This is a genomic window from Vibrio bathopelagicus (assembly GCF_014879975.1).
Lineage (GTDB): Bacteria > Pseudomonadota > Gammaproteobacteria > Enterobacterales > Vibrionaceae > Vibrio > Vibrio bathopelagicus.
In genome coordinates, this window is sequence record NZ_CP062500.1 from 2,109,498 (window position 1) to 2,132,989 (window position 23,492).

The 23,492-nt window shown below is 43.7% G+C and carries 22 protein-coding genes; 13 read left to right on the forward strand and 9 right to left on the reverse strand.

The window, feature by feature from the left end:
* Positions 1 to 29: 29 nt before the first annotated feature.
* On the reverse strand, positions 30 to 422 hold the full coding sequence (locus IHV80_RS09285; protein ID WP_192888828.1) for a GlcG/HbpS family heme-binding protein: 393 nt from the start codon (positions 420 to 422) through the stop codon (positions 30 to 32).
* 9 nt (positions 423 to 431) lie between these two features.
* On the reverse strand, positions 432 to 1,442 hold the full coding sequence (locus tag IHV80_RS09290; RefSeq protein WP_192888829.1) for an aldo/keto reductase: 1,011 nt from the start codon (positions 1,440 to 1,442) through the stop codon (positions 432 to 434).
* A 142-nt stretch (positions 1,443 to 1,584) separates the two neighbouring features.
* On the opposite strand from IHV80_RS09290, the gene IHV80_RS09295 reads away from it, so the two are divergent.
* The 4 genes from IHV80_RS09295 (at position 1,585) to IHV80_RS09310 (ending at position 5,902) form a co-directional block, all read left to right on the forward strand.
* Positions 1,585 to 2,469: a LysR family transcriptional regulator gene (locus IHV80_RS09295; RefSeq protein ID WP_192888830.1), complete on the forward strand. Its 885-nt coding sequence runs from the start codon at positions 1,585 to 1,587 to the stop codon at positions 2,467 to 2,469.
* Between the two features lie 278 nt (positions 2,470 to 2,747).
* Entirely contained in the window at positions 2,748 to 3,509 is a 762-nt protein-coding gene (locus IHV80_RS09300; RefSeq protein ID WP_192888831.1) for a YdcF family protein, read from the forward strand.
* 485 nt (positions 3,510 to 3,994) lie between these two features.
* The gene (locus IHV80_RS09305) at positions 3,995 to 5,467 is read left to right on the forward strand and encodes an aerolysin family beta-barrel pore-forming toxin (RefSeq protein ID WP_192888832.1); all 1,473 of its coding nucleotides are present in this window, start codon (positions 3,995 to 3,997) and stop codon (positions 5,465 to 5,467) included.
* A gap of 252 nt (positions 5,468 to 5,719) precedes the next feature.
* Entirely contained in the window at positions 5,720 to 5,902 is a 183-nt protein-coding gene (locus IHV80_RS09310) for a hypothetical protein (RefSeq protein WP_086713224.1), read from the forward strand.
* A 227-nt stretch (positions 5,903 to 6,129) separates the two neighbouring features.
* Here the strand turns inward: IHV80_RS09310 and IHV80_RS09315 are convergent, their stop codons facing one another.
* Positions 6,130 to 6,651: a DUF2058 domain-containing protein gene (locus IHV80_RS09315; RefSeq protein ID WP_004734880.1), complete on the reverse strand. Its 522-nt coding sequence runs from the start codon at positions 6,649 to 6,651 to the stop codon at positions 6,130 to 6,132.
* 402 nt (positions 6,652 to 7,053) lie between these two features.
* Here IHV80_RS09315 and IHV80_RS09320 point away from each other — a divergent pair, with 402 nt between their 5' ends.
* Positions 7,054 to 8,388 (forward strand): sphingomyelin phosphodiesterase, encoded by a 1,335-nt coding sequence (locus tag IHV80_RS09320; RefSeq protein ID WP_192888833.1) that lies wholly within the window; start codon positions 7,054 to 7,056, stop codon positions 8,386 to 8,388.
* A gap of 39 nt (positions 8,389 to 8,427) precedes the next feature.
* Positions 8,428 to 9,378 (forward strand): chromosome partitioning protein ParA, encoded by a 951-nt coding sequence (locus tag IHV80_RS09325; protein ID WP_192890753.1) that lies wholly within the window; start codon positions 8,428 to 8,430, stop codon positions 9,376 to 9,378.
* A gap of 25 nt (positions 9,379 to 9,403) precedes the next feature.
* Here the strand turns inward: IHV80_RS09325 and IHV80_RS09330 are convergent, their stop codons facing one another.
* Entirely contained in the window at positions 9,404 to 10,438 is a 1,035-nt protein-coding gene (locus IHV80_RS09330; protein WP_192888834.1) for an AraC family transcriptional regulator, read from the reverse strand.
* Positions 10,439 to 10,608: 170 nt separating this feature from the next.
* Here IHV80_RS09330 and IHV80_RS09335 point away from each other — a divergent pair, with 170 nt between their 5' ends.
* Together IHV80_RS09335 and IHV80_RS09340 are read left to right on the forward strand one after the other, a co-directional pair.
* Positions 10,609 to 11,622, forward strand: a complete 1,014-nt coding sequence (locus IHV80_RS09335; protein ID WP_192888835.1) for a DUF2804 domain-containing protein — start codon at positions 10,609 to 10,611, stop codon at positions 11,620 to 11,622.
* A 109-nt stretch (positions 11,623 to 11,731) separates the two neighbouring features.
* A complete protein-coding gene (locus IHV80_RS09340; protein WP_192888836.1) occupies positions 11,732 to 12,580 on the forward strand; it encodes a sterol desaturase family protein in 849 nt (282 codons plus the stop codon).
* A 30-nt stretch (positions 12,581 to 12,610) separates the two neighbouring features.
* Here the strand turns inward: IHV80_RS09340 and IHV80_RS09345 are convergent, their stop codons facing one another.
* From IHV80_RS09345 to IHV80_RS09360, 4 genes are all read right to left on the reverse strand, one after another.
* A complete protein-coding gene (locus IHV80_RS09345; RefSeq protein WP_192890754.1) occupies positions 12,611 to 15,055 on the reverse strand; it encodes a carboxypeptidase-like regulatory domain-containing protein in 2,445 nt (814 codons plus the stop codon).
* A 74-nt stretch (positions 15,056 to 15,129) separates the two neighbouring features.
* Positions 15,130 to 15,840 (reverse strand): fimbrial biogenesis chaperone, encoded by a 711-nt coding sequence (locus IHV80_RS09350; RefSeq protein WP_192888837.1) that lies wholly within the window; start codon positions 15,838 to 15,840, stop codon positions 15,130 to 15,132.
* Entirely contained in the window at positions 15,837 to 16,274 is a 438-nt protein-coding gene (locus tag IHV80_RS09355; RefSeq protein ID WP_192888838.1) for a DUF4402 domain-containing protein, read from the reverse strand. Before IHV80_RS09355 ends, IHV80_RS09350 begins: the two co-directional genes overlap by 4 nt.
* Positions 16,275 to 16,326: 52 nt before the next feature.
* Positions 16,327 to 16,761 carry a DUF4402 domain-containing protein gene (locus tag IHV80_RS09360; RefSeq protein WP_192888839.1) on the reverse strand — a complete coding sequence of 145 codons (435 nt, stop codon included), beginning with the start codon at positions 16,759 to 16,761 and terminating at the stop codon, positions 16,327 to 16,329.
* Positions 16,762 to 17,702: 941 nt separating this feature from the next.
* Between IHV80_RS09360 and sbcB the strand changes: the two genes are divergently transcribed.
* The 5 genes from sbcB to purT all read left to right on the forward strand — a co-directional run bounded on the left by sbcB (position 17,703) and on the right by purT (position 22,723).
* Positions 17,703 to 19,127 (forward strand): exodeoxyribonuclease I, encoded by a 1,425-nt coding sequence (gene sbcB, locus IHV80_RS09365; RefSeq protein ID WP_192888840.1) that lies wholly within the window; start codon positions 17,703 to 17,705, stop codon positions 19,125 to 19,127.
* A gap of 24 nt (positions 19,128 to 19,151) precedes the next feature.
* Positions 19,152 to 19,523 (forward strand): CidA/LrgA family protein, encoded by a 372-nt coding sequence (locus tag IHV80_RS09370; protein WP_192888841.1) that lies wholly within the window; start codon positions 19,152 to 19,154, stop codon positions 19,521 to 19,523.
* Between the two features lie 2 nt (positions 19,524 to 19,525).
* On the forward strand, positions 19,526 to 20,203 hold the full coding sequence (locus tag IHV80_RS09375; RefSeq protein ID WP_192888842.1) for an LrgB family protein: 678 nt from the start codon (positions 19,526 to 19,528) through the stop codon (positions 20,201 to 20,203).
* Positions 20,204 to 20,492: 289 nt separating this feature from the next.
* The gene (gene cdd, locus IHV80_RS09380) at positions 20,493 to 21,380 is read left to right on the forward strand and encodes a cytidine deaminase (protein ID WP_192888843.1); all 888 of its coding nucleotides are present in this window, start codon (positions 20,493 to 20,495) and stop codon (positions 21,378 to 21,380) included.
* Between the two features lie 167 nt (positions 21,381 to 21,547).
* Positions 21,548 to 22,723, forward strand: coding sequence for a formate-dependent phosphoribosylglycinamide formyltransferase (purT, locus tag IHV80_RS09385; RefSeq protein ID WP_192888844.1), 1,176 nt, complete (start codon positions 21,548 to 21,550; stop codon positions 22,721 to 22,723).
* Positions 22,724 to 22,813: 90 nt separating this feature from the next.
* Here the strand turns inward: purT and IHV80_RS09390 are convergent, their stop codons facing one another.
* Positions 22,814 to 23,467, reverse strand: a complete 654-nt coding sequence (locus IHV80_RS09390) for a thiopurine S-methyltransferase (protein WP_192888845.1) — start codon at positions 23,465 to 23,467, stop codon at positions 22,814 to 22,816.
* Positions 23,468 to 23,492 lie beyond the last annotated feature (25 nt).

Consider the following 23,492-nt stretch of genomic DNA (forward strand, 5'->3'; position numbering starts at 1 on the left):
TATCTGAGTCACTTTGTAAACGGCAGAACTTAAAGCACTAACTGAATCACTTTCTCAGCCAGTGCTTCATCGTCGTCTTCGCTCAACCCACTAATACCAATCGCCCCAAGCACCTGCCCTTTATGTTGAATAGGCACCCCACCCTTAAAACCGGTGATCTTTGGGTCTGTCCAATAGTTCAAGTCTTTACCTGTCGTCTTTGCCCACGCGCCCAAGTTACCACTCGGTTGTCTATCTCGTGCCGAGGTATAGGCTTTGTTTTGAGCTAACAAACCCGCCTGTACGCTAACGTTGTCCATTCGAGAAAACGCAAGCAGTTCACCATGTGTATCACACACACTCACCGCAATCGCTTGGTTGTTATGCCCTGCGATATCAAGAGCGCTATACACGAGTTGCTGTACTATTTTTTGATTCAACATATTGATCCCTTATGGCAGTGCCTGACCGCGTGAATACACGTATAAGTTGTACCACTCTTCGCGACTTAAGGTGATTCGAGTCGCTGCTGCAGAGGCTTTGATTCGCTCTAGATTAGTCGTGCCAATAACAGGTTGAATACTTACTGGGTGACGAAGTAAAAACGCTAACACAATCGCTTCACTTTCAACACCATATTGATTTGCCAACTGAGCCACATAGTGCGCGGTCTTTTTCACGTTATCGTGTTCTGAATACAAGCCTTGCTCTGCAAAGCGACCTTGCGCCAAGCAGCCCCACGCTTGCAATTGAATCCCCTTCATTTGGCAATGCTCTAGTGTGCCTGCAGCAAAATCAGATTGATGGTGACCTTGCGAGTTAATCATTACCCCATCGTTAAGCCAATCAAGCTTTGCCAAGCTCATTTCAATTTGGTTCGCGACAATAGGTTGGTGTAACGCAGATTGCAGATACTGGATTTGGTGACTGTTCATGTTAGACACACCGAAGAAATCGACCTTGCCCTGTGCTTTCAAATCCTCTAGCGTTCTTGCTAATTCATCTAGCTCCATTAGCGGATCAGGGCGATGTAGAAGCAACACGTCGAGTTTTTCCGTATTCAAACGATTCAGAATGCCCTCTACCGATTGACCTACCCAATCTGCTGAGAAATCATAACGGCCAACGTTGCCCTCAGCTTCAAAACGAATCCCACATTTAGATTGAATGAACATCTGATCACGCAATTCAGGGGCTTGCTGTAACGCTCGACCAAAGGCTTGCTCTGCTTTGCTGAACGTATAAATGTCAGCATGGTCGAACAAATTGATTCCTGACTCTAATGCTGTGTCGATTACGCTACGCGTTTGCGCTATATCAGCTGCCACTACTGGATTGTCGTTCCAGCCACCACCAAGTCCCATGCATCCGTAGGCGACTTGCCCAACATTAGGTAGATAGTTCGATAATGGAATGTTCTTTTTATTATCAGTTTTGCTTTTTGAATCAATGCTGTTCGTCATACCTGATCTCGCTTTGAAGATTTGATGCCAATAAATATGCCTCTATCATATTGTTCTTTTTAGAAAACAGAATATGCTAGTTACGAATTGATTGTTTGATATGACGAACAATAAGATTGGCCAGTTTTGAAGGAATATACACATGAACGAGCACAAGAGAATAGAACGACTGATCCTATTTGTAGAACTTGCTCAGCAACTTAACTTTACCAAGGCAGCAGAGAAACTCGGCATATCTAAGAGCTATCTTTCAGAGCAAATCAAACGACTAGAGAGCGACTTACAGTGCCCTCTTCTTGTAAGAACTACGCGCAGCGTTCGATTAACCCAAGAAGGCGAACGTGCCTTACAACAAGGCTTAACCATTCGCTCTCAAGTATTGCAGCTTGAACGCAGTGTTTCAGAGCAACACGACATCGTTAAAGGTACATTACGGCTGACAGCACCAAAGATGTTTACCGAGGTCTTTCTATTCGGTATCTGCCAACAATTTAGAGAGCAATACCCAGAGGTTCGCTTCGAGATAAACAGCAGCTACACCAACTTCAATCTTAACCAAGATGATATCGATATCGCCTTTCGCGCCACTAACACCCCACCAGATAACATGATCGCGAAACGATTGATTACCTATCAACATGATTTAGTCGCGACGCCCGGTTACCTTGATCAATTTGGTCGCCCAACCAATGTAAGTGACTTAATTAATCATCAATGCTTGGCTACACTGCACCAAACCAAGTGGCCTTTAAAATCTGCAACTATTGATGTATCTGGTTGGCTTTCAAGTAATGACAACCACTTACTTAAGCAACAAGCCATGGTAGGAAGCGGCATTATTCGAATCGCGAGTTATTACGTTGATAAAGAAGTTGCGCATGGAGAATTAGAGCGAGTATTACCTGACGAGTGCCTACAACAAGGCAACAGTATTTATCTGTTCTACCCACAAGTCATATATCCGGCAAAGAAACATCAAATGTTCATTAAGTTTGTTCAAAATTACTTTGAAAGTTTAAGTCAATAAATTGATGGGTTAGCGAGCTAAGTCAAGTAAACTTAAATAACACGAAATAAGGTTTAAATAATTCCCTCGTTTATATACCTGTATTTTAATAGTGGTTATTGAACAATAATAAAGCGCTTTTACTCATGCTCTTATTAGTTATCGTATTTAATCGCAAGAAATTGTGCATTTGTTCAATAATACAATGAGTTAGCTATGAAGAATCATCATGATTGATATATGATGCAACGCTTCAACATGCTACACCACCTTGGCACCAGTTCGATAACGGGATCCTCATGAGCTTTATTATACTTTTACTTCTTCTACTATTCGTTGGCATTACACGTTTACTTCAATGGCGAACAACTTCTAATTTTTTATCTCTTCTTCTTATATCGTCATTTGTGTTGATTGGTTCAGGTTTGATCCCTCGTTATTTATTAGACGACCTACAAGCGAATTATGAAAATAAGCCTGATATCCAATGGTCTGACAATAACGCCATTGTTCTTCTAGGTGCAGGCACGCAGTTAATTAAAAGCACGCAAGAGTTCGAGCCAGCCTTTTTCTCTTTTGGCCGAATCAGCGAAACTGCAAGCCAATATAAAGATTGTGCAAAAGCGCAAACCACATGCAAAGTGATCATCAGTGGTGGTGATGCTCAGAATAACGGCGTTACAGAGGCTGAAGTTTATGAACAGCAACTGCTTAGGCTTGGCGTTCCAATGGCCGACATCATTCAAGAACCGAACAGCGTGAACACGTGGAAAAATGCACAGCTGACCAGCGACCTGATGAAGCATCATAAATTCGACAACATTGTGCTGGTTTCATCTGGCCTGCACATTCGCCGCAGTGAACTCTATTTCAACCACTTCGGGTTGGACGTGATTCCGGTTAGAGCTGATTACATGGCGGCTCAAATTTCATGGCTGCCACTGTGGTACAACTTTGCGGTAACAGACTTTGCTCTGCACGAACAAATCGGCTTTGCTCGATACAACATCTACAATTTTATGGGTTGGAACAGCAAACGCGAAAAGCCTGGGGATGCTTAATCGCGTTCAATTAAGATAATTTGAGCGATACAAACAAAAATGCAGCAGCAACCGAAAGGTTGTTCGCTGCATTTTTTAATCCTACCTATCACAGCATCATTTCTTATTCTGGCTTACGTTCTTACTCACCATCCAATCAGCAATATATCTTTCTATTCAATCTCACTAGCCTAATTTTCCAAGCCCATATCCTAGATAACGAAGTTACAGGAATACAAACGTTCAACAATTAACCACCCATTAATTGGATGGTTGATACTAATTAAAATCAATCAAGATAAGTCTTTATCAAACAACAAGATGATCAGCACAACCCTCTGATATTTATAAGTATTTATTTTCAATTCATTTCAGTACTTTTGGCTTTGTTTTATATGACAGAGTACACCCCGCTAGAGACCCTCGGCTTTAAACAATACTCATAACAACACATATAAATCGAATCCAAAAACAATAGCCAAATATTGGCAACTAGGAATTTATTCATGCTTAACGTCAGTAAAACCATTCTATTTAGCACTACCCTATCGTTACTACCTTTGACGGCTCATTCAAAAATATACTCAGACCAAATTGTCTTAGACAAGCTTGGGGAAGATGTTTGTCGCTCGGACTATCGACCACTTACTCATACCGAAGCACAAGAACACAAAACAGCGCTTATCTCTCGCATGAACGTGTGGGACATAGCAGGCCTTCAAAATGACTGGGTGATCATGGGCTCGGGCTACCATGGGCTAATCAAACGAGACCAAGCCAGCGACGGCACATGGTGTTATCCCAACCACCCAGACGCAGGTTTGCCTTACTATCAAGCGCAAGCCATTGAAGAGCACGACAACGTTGAGGTTCAACGAGCGTTAGTCAGCGACAATGCTAGCTTTATCCGCCCATTGAGTTACTTAGCACACAACCTGGGTTACGCTTGGGTTGGCGGTGACAATGGACGCTACGTAGGCCAAGATATGGGAATCAAACAGCTTAACGATGGTTGGGAGATAAAGGGCAACAGCGACGGAGCATGCTCTGGTGAACGCTGTAACGAAAAGACAACAATCATGGTGGATAACTTCTCTTACACACTCGATAGCAAAGCATTTTCTCATGGTGACGTTAGCGAACCAGAACAAACTCTTATCAATACAGTGTCGGCTTACGCTATTAATGACAGCGACGAATCGAAGCAGATCATCGTTGACCTTCATTTTGAGCAATCCACCCAGTGGCGCAAAACCAATAGCTTTGACCTCTCAGACTCAGTAATGCTCAAAGAGAACTTTACTTGGCCTCAGGTTGGGAAAACAGATGTAACAGTGGTGCTTGAGCAAGACCAACGTTTCTCTGATACCGACAATGGTTCTCGCTCAGAACCTACAGAGCTTCAAGCGATCATCACCGTACCGGCTAATTCTGTTTTGCCCTTTAGAGTCGAGTTTTATCGCTCAAGTATCTCTTACCCGTACCGCATAAAAACGAACATCGGCTACGACGTCAATTTCACAGGCTTCTTACGCTATAGCGGTAATGCACTAAGTTCACACCCAACAAACCGACCAACAATCTCACACACCTTCACCATGGGGACTAATAGCGAAGAACAAGCGAATATACGCTATCAATGGGATCACCGTTATATTCCTGGTGAGATGAAATGGTGGGATTGGAGCTGGGCGATTAACGCGAATGGCTTAAGCAGCATGCAATATGCCGCGGGAGCAAGTGTACGTCCCTTCTACACACACGTAACTGGCCAATTCAGTGCTGAATCTCTATATTCAGGCCTGATCGATATCGGTGAACAGCACTCTGTAGGCTCATTCGATGCGATGACCGCACTGAACAATCATAAAATTTATTATGCAGGCGATATTCAGGTGGTTACTGACTTTGATTCTGAAACCCTTTCGCAGCTGGGGTTTGAAGATGCTGAACTAACGATAAACCCAGCACAACGATAAGCCCACTAAGCTAGTAAACGATAGCTGTAACAATAGTGATTCTTCCAAGCCCACCGCACTCGCTTTGGGCTTGATTTTTCTTAACTGAATTGTTCTTAATTTCTTTATCTTCGGTTCACTAGACTCACTCAATTACGCCTAAAACATCAGGCTCTTGAATCATTCCACACTGACTTAAAAATGACATCACAACGAAACAAAAGTTTGAGTTAATGGGGCCGGTTATACACTGGGAATCCATCAGGAGGATCTATGAAACACTGCCCATCTTGTTCAACTGAACTGGTCGCAAGAGACGATGTACAAATTTGCCCACGCAATGAAATCGGCGACTGCTATTTCGATGGCTATGAGCAATATCAGCTCGAATATCATCAACTTAAACATAGCCAACAAGACTCAACTTTCGACATCGCAGACATTGTTGCCGATTAGCAGGCCAAAGCCTTAGTCGGTAACCTACCAGTAAAGCGGTCGTAAGTGAGACACTGGCAATGAATTATTTCTCGAATATAGAGACATGACTGGTTCAGATGAACCCGTAAATAATTCTATGCAGTTGCCAACATTGAAAAAGCCCCGATGCAAGACACATCGGGGCTTTTTAATACTTCTTCAACGCAACAAGTAATTGACGAATTAGATAGTGGTTTAGTCGAGGACTACCACATTAGATCATCTGGGATCACAAAGTCTTTGTACGGGTCATCTTCGTCTACTTCATCAGAGCTTGAAGCTTGAGTATCAACGATAGATTCTTCGTCACGCATCGCGATCTTGTTCGCTACCGCCGTAGGGATAACAACATAGCTTTCGCCTTGACGCGCGATACTTAGAATACCTTTACTTAGTTGCTTTTGAGTCAGGTCTTCTACGTAAAGGTATTTAACTAGCGTACCATCGGTGAAGTTGTATTTGATCTCACCATTCTTCTGTTCGATCTTGTTCATCTCAATCAGTTGCTTCACTTGAGCTTTAATTTCTTTGCTCAACTGTTGTTCTTTCAACTGTTGGTTTAACTCTTTGTCTTTCGCTTGCTGCGCCAGTTTAGTTTCTTCTGCTGCCGCTTTTGCTTCACGAGACTGAACGCGAGACTTTTTTGAGCCCTTCTTCGCCTTCTTTAATTTTTTCTCATTTACCAAGCCAGCTTTAAGCATTTGCTCTTGGAGTGTTAACTTTGCCATGACTTTCCCAGTTCAGGATTAAAAACGACACTATCATACCTGTTTTTGAGGAATCTGTTTACTGAACAATGGCAAAATTTATGCTGATAGAGCAAGGCTGTTAGCGTTATCCCTTATCGTGATTCACAGTATCCACATCTGGTTATTTCCCGACCTCTGATTTCCACGAAAACACACCACTAGTGACTTACCCTCAAATCCAAATCGTTCCTCTGTTTGTTAACGTGCGCGCGTATCACTTATCATTCCGACAAAGCAATATGTTAATTTTCAATGAGTAATCGAATTTATAAAACCATGGCATATATCTAATATTTGGATAATTCTGATAGAGTTATAACTCCAATGTCATAACTCTTTACTACGTTGTTCTTTAAACCAATCAGTAAGGATAACGTGAAAATGAAAACTCAATGGACTTGCCTGAGTGCATTACTTGCATCAGCTTCATTCATTTCAACCTCTGCTAGTGCAGATACCGATGTGTATCTGACCAACAACACCAACCAAGTGATGACGATTCAAGCCAACCATACCGGCACCGATCTACTTCAACTTGGCGATGAATGGCAACAACATGTTGAGCAAATTGGCCCGTGGGAAACGAAGAAGCTGATCAGTTTCAATCGTTGGACAGGCGTAAAGTCCGGTAAGACATACGAGTTTGACACCGTGGTATCAAACTCTATTGGAGAAAGCGTCACGCTTAATCAAACCATGGAAGGACATTGGTACAACTCAACACTGCAACACGGTTTGAGCGCGGCAGACGTTGACTTAACACAGCATGATGATCGCAATATTCATCGTAGCTCTACTAACGCTTTTGATGTGAATACTGAACTCGCGCTTAAAGCCGATTCAACCGCTCGCTACGATGATATTTACTACACCATCACCCCACAAAAAGTGGATGAGCAACCCGAACCAGACGCCAATACACTGAAAGTGATGACCTACAATATTTGGGCTCTACCGGCTATCGCTTCGCACATCGGTGATCGTTACGATCTCATCCCTCAATACGTTAAGGGCTACGACGTGTTAGCGCTTCAAGAAGTGTTTGCCAACGGACGAGATGAGTTCCTGCGTGAACTGGCAAAAGAGTACCCATACCAAACTAAAATGCTCGATAAGGATGGTATCAACATCTATGACGGCGGCGTGATCATTGTGAGCCGCTACCCTATCGTCAACGAAGCGCAATACGTGTTCCCTGATTGTACGGGCACAGATTGTTTTGCTGATAAAGGCGTGAATTACGCTGAGGTCATCAAAAATGGTCAGGCTTACCATGTGTTTGGTACGCACACCGCCTCGTTCGACACGGACACGGCGCGTGATTATCGTCAGCGTCAATTTAGACAGATGCGTGAACTCGCTCAATCACTGGAAATACCAACCTCAGAAACGGTGATTTACAGCGGTGATTTCAACGTGAACAAGCTTAAGTTCCCTGGCGACTACCAACAGATGTTCGCTAACTTGCAGGCCACTGAGCCTGAGTATTCAGGTTATACCGCTTCAACTTTTGATCCTCGCATCAATAACTTTGCTGGAGAACCAATGTCTGGTGGGGAAAACGTTGAATATCTCGATTACGTAGTGGTGAGCTCGGAGTACGCACAGAAAGCTCACAACAATAACCGCGTTGATGTGCCTCGCTCGACCAGCAGTGAATTATGGAAGCACTACAACCTTTCAGATCACTTCCCTGTAAGTGCTGTCATTAAGTAACGCGGTGAACGGATAATGCATCGAGTTATATTAATCCTAATGCTCGTCGCTATGACGAGCATTGTTGGCTATTCATGGTCATCAAAATCCACTGAAACACTGCAATCTTCGGTTCAGCATACAGAAGAAAAGCAGCACGTTTCTAAAACGACTGATAACGATAGACACACATCAAATACGGCAAGCTTTTCAGACAACCCCGTTTCTCAAGGCAAACAAGTCCAAGCTGAAGACCTGCACGGAAAAGTGTATGCAGAAAACCTAACAGAACTTGAAGGTAAGGCGCTGCTCAATGAGCTCGATGAGTTTTGGACGCTTTGTCAACAAGTGGGCAATTGCACTGAACAACTCGCGCAGTTGAAAACTGAGTTACCGATAGAATGGTTTGAACTATTAAGTGATTACCGAAAGCTCTCTGCCGAATGGCAAGTAAGGGAAAGCACAATTCCACTCGAATCCATTGATTCTTTGGAAGCACGAGTTGAGCTGTTCAAGCAGTCTGCACAAGAGGTTTGGGGAGAGTTAGCCCACCAGCTGTTTGCCGATCAATTTGCGCAATTGGATTTTACGCTCAGTGCAAACATTCTTGAGGAAATTGAGCCCACTGAGTTTGTCTTGCACTACCAAGATTTGCTCTCGGAATGGGAAAGTAAAACGGGAACATTAAACGCAGAGACTCCGGCTCAAAAATACGAGCTTGCTGTCTCACTGCTGCCAAACAGCTATAACCCTGCCGAGCTAGCGACGATCAAGGCTGAACTTCAACAAACATATTTAGATGCAGAACAAGCTGATAATATCACCGCGCGCGAACAACAAGTGACGCAACAACAACAGACGGTAATGACCTATCACGACCAACTTGATCAATTGAAATCGAGCTTAGAATCTCAACGTTCTGCAAGTCATGCCAATTGGGATACTCTGGAATGGGACAGTTATTATCAACAGCAAGTAGCTGAATTTCGTGAACAGTTCTTTAGGAAATAGAGCTCGACAAATATTTACAACCAGATTAAGTAAAACCATGACGAAACTGCGCGGGCGTTTTACTCAGCCACCCTTTAAACGCCCTTCTGAAGTTTGCAGGGTCGCTATAGCCGAGCCTTTCACCGATATCGTCGATAGTCATGGTTGTGCCGAGCAACAACTCTTTGGCTAACTCGACTCGGACTTCAGTGAGTAGCGTTTGATAGCTAGAATTGTGAATAACCAGTTCTCTGCGTAGTGTACGAGAACTGCAAGCAAACTCATCCGCGAGTTGTTCGATATTCGGAAAGTTGCCTGCAGTTTGGTAAAAGATCGTTTTGATCTGGTTGGTCAACAGATGTTCAGAGTCCAACGTGTCCACTATCGACTGACAAGAAGTGAGATAGCGTTTAAGCGTTGCGGCATCATGTGTGGCTAATGTTTGTGATAGAACCGAGGCGTCGAAGCGCAGCTCACAGGCGCTATGCCCGAACGTCACCGGACACTGAAAGCGTTCATCATAGAGCTTGGCATAACTTGGTTCAGCATAGGGGAAAGACAGCGCTTTAATCCCTAACGCATCGCCAGTTAACTCTTGGAACAGTGAAAGGATTGAGCTTAAGAAATATTCGTTGCAGAACGGAAGTAGATCCCCGACTTCCAAGGTGTTTTCAATTTGAATCACAGCGTGTTCAGCATCAACAATCAACTTAACCGAAAAGATAGGCCCGTTTAAGCGCAGGTACTTAAAACCTGATTTGATAGCCTCGCCCACATTCTGACTGGTCGACAGTGCATAACCCAATACTCCGAAGTGGCTCAAGCTGGCATGTTCTCCCAACCATAGACCCAAACCATCATGTGGAAAGCTTTGGTTAGCCGCACTAAAGATTGAAAGTTTATCTGCGTAGGTCAGCTTCCCATTTGGGTCTCGCCAATCTAGGTTTTCTAGGCCAACACCAACAACCAGTTTTTCAATATCGATGCCTCTTTGCTCTAGCGTATTCAGTAGCAACACTACATCCAATGAGCCCAATTGGTGCCGATGCTCTGTTGGCATGTACTCCGCGATAATTTCCAACCGAATCTCCTTATATTGAGCCTATTCCCAAACTCATGACTACTCAGCTTCAACAACACATGCTGACAAAATCGTGATTGGTAACCTGCTCTTGTCCGATTATGACCTCCCAATTCTACGTTACTCGCCGCACAATGCTGTTAATTGTTAAATTTATGTGAACCGTCGCAATGATAAAAACCAACCCTGCCCCACACAATTTGATTGATTCTAATGGTCAGCCGACAATTGGGCATTTCGATGGCATCCCGAAACATCTCAACATAGAAAAATTCGACTATCGCAATTCAATGGACGGAAAAGCAAACCCTTGGCACAAGTACTTCCATTACAAGCAATTTCAATTTGTCAGCGTTGTTACCGAGACTCACATAATCGGAGTGGCCATTGCAGACATTCGTTACTTGAGTTCTGCGTTTTGTTACGTCTACGACATCGAGAATAACAAATTAGAAGAGTGCTCTTGGCTACGACCACTGGGGTTTGATAAACAAGTCACGAGCTCCCCGTTTGAAGGCACGACAAACATCGCAAGGCAAAACATTGTGTTTGATATTGAGAACGGGCAATGGAAAGTTTCACTCAACACAAAACTCATTAAGGCTGAGCTTTGCTTAGAATCAGAGCATGACAGTTTACCCTTGGCAATGTGTAGCCCAACGGGTTACTCGGGGTGGACCTACACCCAAAAGCATAACGCGTTAAAAGTAACGGGCACCCTTGAAATCAACCAACGTGAAATCGCCCTCGACCACGCTCGTGCTGGCTACGATTTCTCTGCGGGATACATGAGGCGCGAAACCAGTTGGCGCTGGGCGAGCATCAACGCGAAATCCAATAATACCGACATTGGCCTCAACCTCGCATCAGGTGTCAATGAAACAGGAGGGTGTGAAAACGTATTATGGGTGAATGGCACCAGACACTTGCTCAATGCCGTGCAGTTTACGTTTAGTCGTCAAGACACGGATTTACCTTGGCAGGTAACCTCGCAAGATAGTCGTATTAACCTGACTTTCACCCCCCTTAATAAGCGAAACGAAAAGCTCAACTTGTGGTTGCTAAAGAGTAACTTCCGTCAGTTTATCGGTCACTTTTCTGGTTCGATTCAAGACAACAACGGCGTAACTCACCAACTCGATAACATTCTCGGCCTAACCGAAGATCATTTCGCTCGTTGGTAATACAACACATTAACCAAGATTCCAACTTCGGTCCTCCTGTAAGGTTTTCAGGTTACAGTTCTCGAATATAGCTGACTCTCAAATACAGATAGTAGAATAGGAACAAGAAATGAATATCGACGCATTAATCAATCACCCAGAATGGCTGCTGTTGGTATTGGCTCCTTTGTTCATGATCTGTATGTTGGCCGAATATTTTATTGGTCAGAAACAAGGCCGATTGCCAGATAATTCAAGCTACAAATTGTCGGAAGTGATTTGTAATTTCACATTAGCAGGCATGCATCAACTCTCCGATTTATTAACCGGACTCGTAATCGTTCAGCTCTATCTCTGGCTATTTGGTTGGCACTTATTGGACATTGAAATGGGCGTGCTGAGTTTCATTGTGTTGATGGTTCTACAAGACTTTTTCTATTACTGGTTTCACAGAGCAAGCCACCGCGTTCGCTGGATGTGGGCGGCACACGTGGCACACCATAGTTCAGAAAGCATGAACTTCAGTACGGCTTTCCGTCAAAGTTTAATGTACCCACTTGCGGGCATGTGGCTATTTTGGGTGCCGTTAGTCATCATAGGTTTCGATCCTAAATGGGTGATCTTTGTGGTGCTTCTAAATTTAGGTTTACAATTCTTTGTGCATACTCAATGGGTAAGAAGCTTAGGACCATTGGAGTACCTGTTTAACACTCCATCGCATCACCGTGTTCATCACGGCAGAAACCCACAATACATCGATAAAAACTACGCGGGCGTTCTTATTATCTGGGATAAGTTATTTGGTACGTTTGAACCAGAAGTGGAAACGGTGCGTTACGGCGTCACTAAGCCCGTAAACAGTTTTAATCCGCTAGCGGTGACCTTTCAAGAATGGAAGGCTATCTTCAAAGATTTACGAAACCAAAAGCTGACATTGAAGCAGAAAGTAAAGTTAATGCTCTCGCCGCCTTCTGACTAAATAACTTACATAAAAATAGACCGTACAGACCTAATACACTCTGTGGAAGTCGATAAAATGGAAGGTGAGATCGCTCACCCAAAAGTCACCGTCCAAGTCGGCTCCTTGGACGTATCTTTTGTCACCCATCTCTAGGGTGATAATGTACTTTCCAGCGATCAGCCCTTCGACCATGTAAAAGCCGTCACTCTCTATTTCGCTAGAATACTCAGTCCCTTTCTGGATATGTTTGAAGTGCAGATACGCATTGCTTGCGATAGCGCCTTCCACTGTGCCATCAACACCAAACGACACCACCATTTCGATATTGGCATGAGTCAAACCTACCTGCTTGGTATTCACAAACACGGGGTTTTGAATCGGTGTGAGGTTCAGATCGAGCGCCCCTTCATCAATATAGATGGGTAGATTACTTCGGGCCGGAACACTCAAAAACTCAAAATGACCTCTCGCATCACTGATCGCGCGTTGATCGAGTATCTGCAGACTCACCCCAGGTATCGGTTGTTTATGGTGATCATATACAATCCCAGTCAATTTAGAATGGTTGTATCGATTCCATTCAACAAACTCTCCGATGTTTTCATCAAAGTAAGTTTTAGCCCCGAACTCAGTGGTCATTTCAACGCCGTAACGGTCTTCGGTTCCCTCCAACTTAAACAGTAAATAGGGGTTCACACGCGCTTCCAAAGAGGCCGTAAACGAGACATCCTGCTTCTGATAGCGTGCTGATACGTTCGTGGTGAGTTCTTGGAATACGTTAAAAGGATCAAGCACGCACTCTTTGCATGCATTTCTTAAAGAGAGTTCGGTTCTTTCATGATGACCAGAACCATTAACCGTTCCAGAGATATTCCACGACGTATCAGAAAATCCACTTTTGGCGAGTTCGACCGTATGTAAGTAACTGTCTTCGTGAGTGTCTTTAATGTATTGATAGTCGCCAGCATAGGATAGAAACAGATTACGGGACACTTTAGAGTTAACTTTGGGTTCAACACTGAGCTCGTCTTCATCGTCTCTGACCGTTAAAAATGCAGTGAGGTTTGCAAGCGACAAGTTGTATTTGAAAATATCGTATTCCATCGACTCCAAGTCTAATTCATCGGTTTTATTGAGCTCAATTGACGCCGACTGATCGCTGCCGAGCAAGATATCAAACTCCATTGGAAAGCGATTGAAATCAGGCAACCATCCGATATGACCTGCAAACCAATGTGCTGGTAAGTATCGCCCTTGAAAGCCAATCAGGTCTTTACCACGTTGCCTCATGAAAGCGCTCCCCACGGTAAAGTAATCAGCAAGGCCATATTCCAGAGACACGGCACCCGCTCTGTCTGCACCTTCATTCCCGACCACCTGCACGCCCCAATCGTTGCGTGGCAAAAATGCATCTTCTAAACCGGCGACGGTAATCTCTTCTTCTTGCCAGACGCCTTTTGATAAGTAGTAGCGAAACTTGATGGTGTCACCCGGTGAGATGTTGTCTTCTTCCACAACGAAACGTCCAAACTCATCAGAACGATAAGTGGTTTGATAGATGCCATTAACCAACACATCAATGCTGATATTGGGCTGCGTAATACGTTCCAGTTGCAGGTTACCAAACTCAGGCTGACGCTTTCGGTTGGTGTAATAGAGCCCATCTTCGAGTGTTTGATTGACGGTAAAAACACTGCCATCTAACAGTACATGCCCGATTTCAAGAGAGCCTTCTCCTTCATTCGCCTCAACCGCAATGTTGTAATAGACGATGGGTTGATCTTCTCGCGAATCAATAGACAAGCGAGACAAGGAGTGTTCGGTGCTTAATATAGTGTCGGAGATGGCGTAAACATCGCCGCCCGTTTCACTATCATGATAAACAGAAGCTGCAACTCTCGTCGCCAAACCCACCGTCGCAAGCGGCTCTATAGCTGGGATGTTGCCCGCACGCTTTAAGTCTTCTGCTTTCTTACGGGATTCATTTTTTATCTTAGAGATCACCGCTTCTAACTCGGTCAACGAGCTGAATTCTGGTGAGACAGTTAACCGATAGTCATCAATGTCCCATCGGATTTTGGCAGGAATGCAGGCTTGCAAACTGTACCAGTGGATGTAGGTTTCTGAGTCAATCACTTCAAATTTGATTGACTGGATATTGTTGTCATCGCGATAACAAAGGCCTTGCTCGGTATCGACAATATAGGGAGGAGACTCTCTCCCCACATCTTGCGGTAGGTAGATTTCGCAATAGCCGTTTCCATCGCACTGCCCATTCATCTCTAACAGAGAAAAAGCGGCATTCGATGTCGAAATGAAGGGCTCTTCGTAATCATCCATCATGACACGATAAAAGCTATCGCCGACTTGCCCAACTCGAACTTCAATATGAGCGGGATAAAGTTCAGTCGCCTCGTGTTCCTCTTCCGAATGCACTACAAAAGGAAACAGAGAAACAAGCAAGACAACTCGCCAAATCATGTGTGTGAACATTGATTTTTTCGTCACTCGATAGATCGCTTTGTCACTCAATCGAGCGTGATATCACTGGCAATACATCTCTCGATTTACAAAACACATTCGTACAAAGTCTGTTCGTTCTGAACCAGTGAGATCTTTGACCCTTTTGGAAAAGGCTTGGTTAATTCCGCATTACGAAGTAGCACCACTTTTTCACTATGCTCGTCGACATTTAATTTCGCAGTAAATTGAAAGTTACCATTGTTAGTGATCTTGAGGTTTTGGTCATCACATTGAAACTTCACATCTTGTACCTGCTCACCTTTCTGAACATAAACCGGTACATAGCTGTTGATATGAAAGTTAAGTTGAAAGGCTGAACCGTCGCTGTTGGTTTTACTCGAAGACAACGCAATGTCTGATAACTCTGCGGCTTTTGCTATCGGTGAAAACCATAAGTAAGCTCTGTATTCGCCATCAGGCATGTCGGCTGGCAAGGCGTTCATACGTAAGCGGACAGTGCGTCTTTGATTGGGTTTCAGTTCACGAATAATCGGTGGTGAGACTTTAATCCAATTGGCGATGTTTTCAGACTCTGCAATATTGGCGTCGGTACGAACCAGCCCATTAGCTTTTACTGGTCGATAGATAGGTTTGATCTCCAATCGAATCGGTTGATCTGAATTATTCTCCACGACGATTTTCTCCGTCACGGAGGTATCTGCGTCTAAAACAAAACGAGTGGGAGCGATTAGGAGTTGAGCATAGGCTTGTGCCGTGAAAAGTAAGCCGAGAACGCATGAGATAAACAACTTCATTTATAATTAACCTCAAAAGGGATAGTGCTGGTATAAACGCCAGCAGGATGATTAGCGCCGATTTTTACTCTCGCGCCAATGCACAGTAATTTGCTTCTTCCATTGCCTTTTATTTTGGCTCTGCCTCGCTTTGATAAGCCGCAGCCAAAATAGAACTTTTTAATACGAAGACGTTTAGATTTACGAGAATGGTTGAGGTACTGCTTAGAAGGGAGAGAAACCACGATCTTTTTACCTGGTTCGCCTTCAACATAAAAACGCACCACATGGATCTGACTATTAGTCGGATTAGCATCGGCGTTTTGACCCGACCCAGAGATATACATACCCGGAAACTTCACTTCCATATTTTCAGGAATGATTTCTAGAGCATGAAATGGGCTTGAATAAAAAACCAGCCCTATATATATCGAATATTTTAATAGAAGCTTCATAGTAAAAGCGGCTGCTTTACAACAGCCACAATATTACACCTGTTTCATTTAATTACTGGTAAGTAACATCGACTGCAACGTTTGCAGTATAAGTACCAGCAACTAAAGTTGCTGTTGACGTTTTTGCTGTACCACCAATTTTAAGATCCGCAGTACCACCCGTCAGAGTGATAGCACTATTAAAGTCAAATTCAGCCCCAATTGTATTTGCGCCGTTAAGTAAGTCAGTGTTAGAAATACTGACTGTTACCGCATCACCAGACTCTCCAGAAAGCGTAAATGCCGCAGCACCTGCGTCACCTTGAGCGATAACAATATCTGTTGTGTTATCTGAAGTGATGATACCGAAGTCCAAATCACTCGTTTTTGTCATTGTAATTGCTTGTTTTACTTCTAGCGTTGCATCAAAAGTGTCACTCACAGCGAAAACGTTCGCTGAAGAGATAGAAAGTGCAGATACAGCAACAACCTTAAAGACTTTGTTCATTTCTTTAATCCTTTATATAAAATCGGCTTTATTATTAGGGTTACCTAACAGTCAACCAAAGTTAACAATTAAGTAACAACAATCCTATTTAGAAAATATATATATTGACACCTATTTATAAAGAAATGAGGCGCATTGAGAATAAGATCACGCAAATTGATATAAATAACACTAGCAAAAATAATGGTATTTACTTATTTCCATCAGTTAGATATAAAACTGGTTTTACATTTAATTCCTTTATTTTTGTAAGCCATTATTTTTTATAAAAGGCAACTTAATTAAAATAACCACAAAATAGTAAAGACCAATAAACACTTATTTAATTAAGGTTAACTGTTATATAGATCATCGTATTGCAATATAGTCTCAAAAGTGAAACAAACCAGTATTAATCTTAAGTTTTAATAAAAATGAAATATTATCGCACCTTGTATTATCTAATTAAAACAAGGTGTCTATAAAGTATTAAAAATGAGACAAGTACAACTCACCAATTAAGTTGATTTCTACACTCATAAATACCCCGAAATTAATTAAAGCTAAGAGAATTATATTGCCGATGGACACCTACGTGGGCAGAGCGCGACACAGGCAGATGCAGCGATTTAAACACTCGTACGATAGCTTAACCTGTCCAAGAAAAACGAATGCACCTCTAACCATCGTCTCTAGAGTAAACCGTAAACAAGGTCGTTCGCGGTACCTTCAAACCCAACTCATGAAGACCTAGGTATAGAGGTAAAAGGAAGAATCATTACTAAGAAATAGTCACAACTGGATTTTAAAGCACAGCTATCGACTCGATTGAATAGTAAACCACCGTTTTACGGCAATTTATTTGTGATCTGGGTTGCACGCGTACCGCATACTATCAGATACTGAACAAAACTAACCTTCAGCCACAGTAAACGGCTCCCGCTTGCTGTTCAGGAAATTCAATGAGTTCAGATAATCAGTCGACCTACTTCTTTTTCGATTACGAAACATGGGGCGTTAGCCCAGCGAAAGATCGCCCGAGTCAGTTCGCCGGTGTTCGTACCGACCAAGATTTCAATATTATCGGAGAGCCTTTAGTTATCTACTGCCAGCCTCCTGCTGATTATCTACCTGGACCTGAAGCTGCATTAATAACCCGAATTACGCCTCAGAAAGCCATGTCACAAGGCTTACCTGAGCCTGAGTTTATCGCTAAGATTCATGCCGAGCTTGCTAAGCCGAACACAACGAGCCTTGGATACAACAGTATTCGATTCGATGATGAAGTGACTCGATACACTTGTTACCGCAACTTCATTGACCCATATGCGTGGAGCTGGCAGAACGGCAATTCACGTTGGGATTTATTGGATGTGATGCGCGCAGTCCATGCACTGCGCCCTGACGGTATTAATTGGCCAACAAACGATGAAGGTTTTCCAAGTTTCAAACTGGAACACCTATCTGTGGCAAACGGCATAGAACACGAAAACGCGCACGATGCGATGGCTGATGTTATTGCGACTATCGAACTGGCTAAGAAGTTAAAGGCCGCACAGCCTAAGATGTTTGATTACCTCTACAACATGCGTCATAAGCGCAAGTTGAACGATTTAGTCGACATCGTAAACATGACGCCTTTAATGCACGTTTCTGGCATGTTTGGTCGTGATTGTAATTACACAAGCTGGGTAGTGCCTATGGCATGGCACCCAACTAACCAAAACGCGGTTATTGTGGTCGATCTCGCTAAAGACCCTAGTCCGCTACTGGAACTGGATTCAGAAGCGCTGAAAGAAAGGCTTTATACCAAACGTAGTGAGCTTGCCGAAGACGAACTGCCAGTACCAATCAAATTGGTTCAACTGAACAAGTGCCCTATTCTTGCTCCAGCCAAAACGCTGACGGCTGAAAACGCCGAAACGATCGGTATCGACCGTCAACAATGTTTGAAGAACCTAGCCCTATTACGTGAACATCCAGAGATCCGTGAGAAGCTGATCGGTTTGTATTCACAAGAGCGTGTGTACGAGAAAAGCGATGACGTAGACACACACCTTTACGACGGTTTCTTCTCACCAGCCGACAAAACCGCGATGAACATCATTCGCGAGACTGACCCAAATAATTTGGCAGCACTCGATATCACTTTTGGTGATGAACGCATTAAGCCTTTGTTATTCCGTTACCGCGCTCGCCATTTCCCATGGACGCTAGACGAAGCTGAACAACTGAAGTGGGCTAACCACTGTCGTGAGTATTACGAGAGTCGTTTAGAGGATTACATGTTAAACCTCGAAAACCTCGCGCATGAACACGAAAGCGACGAGAAAAAAATGGCTATCTTAAAAGCGGTTTATCAGTACGTAGAAAAGTTAGCTAGTTAATTCATTATCAAGAGACGTGACACTTTGAAAGAAAGATTGATCAAACTCGTTTACTGCTTAATCTCCTTCACCTTAATCATAGGTGCTCTCACTGCAGGCAACGCGTTACAACAATATCTAGAGACCTCTATCCCAGGCAGTATTTTTGGCATGTTGATTCTGTTTACTGCCATGGTGATTGGTATCGTTCCTTCACACTGGGTGCAGCCCGGTGCCAGTTTGATTATTCGTTTGATGATCTTATTGTTCGTCCCAATCAGTGTTGGGTTGATGGAACATTTCGACATGCTTATCGCCAATGCACTGCCAATTATGGCGAGTGCTGTTGGTGGAACGCTGATCGTATTGGTGTCTTTATCATGGTTCTTAGACCGCTTGCTTTCGAGAGGTAAATAATCATGTGGATTCTACTCACCATCGTGGTCTTCCTGTTTGCTCGCTGGGTCAGCCAGAAAGTGAACTCACCGCTGTGTAATCCTTTATTGATCAGCATTGGCATCATTATTCCTATTCTGTTGTTCTTCAAGGTCCCTTTCGAGACCTATTACGCAGACAACACTTGGATTACTTACATGCTTCAGCCTGCGGTTGTGGCACTTGCTTACCCTTTGTATGAGCAGTTACCTCAAATTCGAGCTAACTGGCGCATCATTACCTTTGCTTGTACATTGGGCAGCGTGATGTCGATGACCACGACAGCATTGATTGCTGTCGCCTTTAAAGCAGATCTAAGCCTAATTGCTAGCCTACTAGGTAAATCGGTCACCACACCGATTGCAATGGAAGTATCGAGCCATTTAGGCGGTGAAGCAGCGATTGCAGCGATTCTGGTTTTAATCGTTGGTCTGTTCGGAGCCATCTTTGCTTACCCTATCTATAACCTGATTGGAATTAAGAGCCCAATCGCCAGAGGTTTAACCATGGGCACGGTATCTCACGCTCTAGGTACCGCTACGTGTGCTGAAAAGAACCAAGAAGATGCGGCTTTCAGTTCATTGGCGTTGGTTCTTTGTGGGGTTATCACCTCAATCATTGCACCTAGCGTATTTTCAGTGGTGATTTGGCTCTACTCTTAACGAATCGACTCTGAAATTATTTTTATAAGATCATGTAAGCCCAAACATCACCCTGTTATTTCAGCGTCTGTTTGGGCTTTTTCGTCGCCATTATTCAGAGATAACGGTACCAACTACCCGTTGATTTGCGATATCAACGATGATTTTTGTCCTTGCAATCGATTTCATCTGTGACTTCACTCTAATTATGCAAACCAATGTAACAACAACAGTGTAATGGTGATCATTATCACAGAAAAATCCTGGGCATTGCATAAAATTAAAGCCTAAGGTCAATTAAGGATTCAACATGAACAGTCGTATTACCCTGGCGCTGGAAAGTGCTCCAATATCAATGAAAGCGCTTTTGAGTGACATCGTATTAGCAGACAACTTTGACGCCACTATCTCTAAAGAGCAGTTGCAAAGCTTGCAGGATGCAAGCGGTCTTTCTGATAAAGAAGTTCGCCTAGCTTTACTGCCAATCGCTGCGGCATACTCTTATGCGCCTCTTTCTGAATTCTATGTTGGTGCCATCGTACGTGGCCTATCTGGTCGCTTGTATTTCGGTGCAAACTTGGAGATCGCTGGTGCTCAGCTAGGTCAAACAGTTCATGCTGAACAATCAGCCATCAGCCACGCTTGGATGAAGGGTGAAGAAGGCCTTTCTGACATCACTATCAACTTCAGCCCTTGTGGTCACTGTCGCCAATTCATGAACGAATTGACGACGGCAAAAGAGCTTAAAGTTCAGCTTCCACAGCGCGATGAAATGTCACTACAAGAATACCTGCCAGATTCTTTCGGCCCTGCTGATTTAGGTGTGACAACTGGCTTGATGACAAAGCTGAACCACCAATACACAACAGATGAAACGAGCCCTGTTGTTGTAGACGCTTTAGCTGCATTGAACCGCAGCCACGCTCCTTACACTAAGAACCTAAGTGGTGTTTCACTACAACTGACAACTGGCGAAATCTTTACGGGTGCTTACGCTGAAAACGCAGCGTTCAACCCTAGCCTACCACCTCTACAAGTGGCTCTAATTCAGCTGAAATTGGCTGGCTTCGATTTTGAACAAATTGAAAACGCAGCTTTGGTTGAAATGGCCGATGGTAGCATCAGTCACCTAGCGGATACGCAATCTACATTAGAAGCGATTAATCCCGACATTCCAGTGACTTACTTAGCAATCTAAATACATCTAGTTAACAAAAATTTAAATAAGCAGCTCTATTTAACGGGGCTGCTTTTTTTATGCTTGTAATTAACGCAACAACTTGCGCAAACGTTTGCTTTTATCATTCAAATAAGTATGATCACCCCGTTTTCAATCAATCGTTCAAAAGATCGGAAGGAATTTCTATGTTTGGTACCGCTACTCGTGAAAATGCTACTCGTGTACTTCTATTAGGTTCAGGTGAACTTGGCAAAGAAGTGGCTATCGAGTGCCAACGTTTAGGTTTAGAAGTTATTGCTTGTGACCGTTATGCAGACGCACCAGCTATGCAAGTCGCACATCGCAGTCACGTATTGGATATGTTGGACGCTGACGCTTTAGAAGCCGTTATTGAACTAGAAAAACCAGATTATGTGGTACCGGAAATCGAAGCGATTGCCACCAGCAAGTTGGTAGAGCTAGAAGCAAAAGGGTTGAATGTCGTTCCAACTGCAAATGCAACCAAGCTGACGATGAACCGCGAAGGTATTCGTCGCCTAGCCGCAGAAGAGTTGAAACTGAGCACGTCTCCTTACCGCTTTGCAGACACCTTTGAAGATTTCGCAGCCGCTGTTGAGTTCGTGGGTATGCCTTGTGTTGTGAAACCAGTAATGAGTTCTTCAGGCAAAGGCCAAAGCGTTATCAAAACAGAAGAAGATATCCAAAAATCTTGGGACTACGCACAAGAAGGCGGCCGCACTGGCGCGGGCCGTGTGATCGTTGAAGGCTTCATCGATTTTGATTACGAAATCACACTGCTTACCGTTCGCGCAGTCGACGGTGTACATTTCTGTGCACCAATCGGCCACCGCCAAGAAGACGGTGATTACCGCGAATCATGGCAGCCACAAATCATGTCAGACAACGCTTTAAAAGCGGCTCAATACACGGCAGAGCAAGTGGTTAACGCACTAGGTGGTCACGGTATCTTCGGTGTTGAACTATTCGTTAAAGGCGATCACGTGATCTTCAATGAAGTATCCCCTCGCCCACACGATACTGGTTTGGTTACTTTGATGTCTCAAGATTCGTCTGAATTCGCACTGCACGTTCGTGCCTTTACAGGTATGCCAATTAAGTCGATTACTCAATACGGGCCATGTGCGTCTGCGGTTATCTTAGGCCAAGGCACATCGACAAACATCCGTTTTGAAGGCCTTACAGAAGCGCTAGACGCACCACAAACACAAGTTCGTCTGTTTGGTAAGCCTGACATTGATGGCCGTCGTCGTCTTGGTGTGGCGTTAACTCGCCGTAATAGCACAGAGACAGCAATCGAAGATGCCATCGAAAGCGCTTCGAAAGTAAAAGTGATTTACTAACTAGCTATTCAAATCTGAACAATAAAAAGACGGGCTATCGAGCCCGTCTTTTTATTGGTGTTACTGTTGGCTTAACTAAGCAAACTGAACTTAAGCGTCTGACTCAATCAAATACACTTCTTCACTGAATCGAGACAAACCTTTCTTAGCAATCTTCGGATGTTCATCGTCTGCAATATCTTGATTCAACAATGTGATTTTGTATCCAGAGAACAACTGTTCGATCTCTAGTTTAGGTACGCTAAACGGAGGCCCTGCCATCTCGCTTTGGTCGTAATCCAGAGTCACCAGAAGGATCTTACCGCCCGGTTTCAGCAGTTGTTTCAAACGCTCTACATACTGCACTCGCATCTCTTCAGGCAAAGCTACCAAAGAAGCACGGTCATAAATAGTGTCGACAGGCTGAATTGGCGCAGTGAAATAATCTCCGGTATAAACACTCAGCTCATCGAATTGGTAGAGCTCATGTTGACCACTGATTTGAGTCACTGTCGGTGTGTATAAATGCTCAGAGAAAAATGCGCGAACCGCGATCTGGCTTAATTCGACACCTTGAACCTCTTCATGCTTGGTCGCTAACCAAATCAAATCTTCACTCTTCCCACAAAGAGGCACGAAGACACTCTTGTCGTAACTAGGGTTGGTCTTTTGCCAAAACTCGATAAGTAACGGATTTACATCTTCAAGGTGGAAACCAATTTGGTTGGCTGCCCATTTATTGTGCCAAAATTCAGGATTATTCATCTTTCGTTCATGTTAAACAGTCATA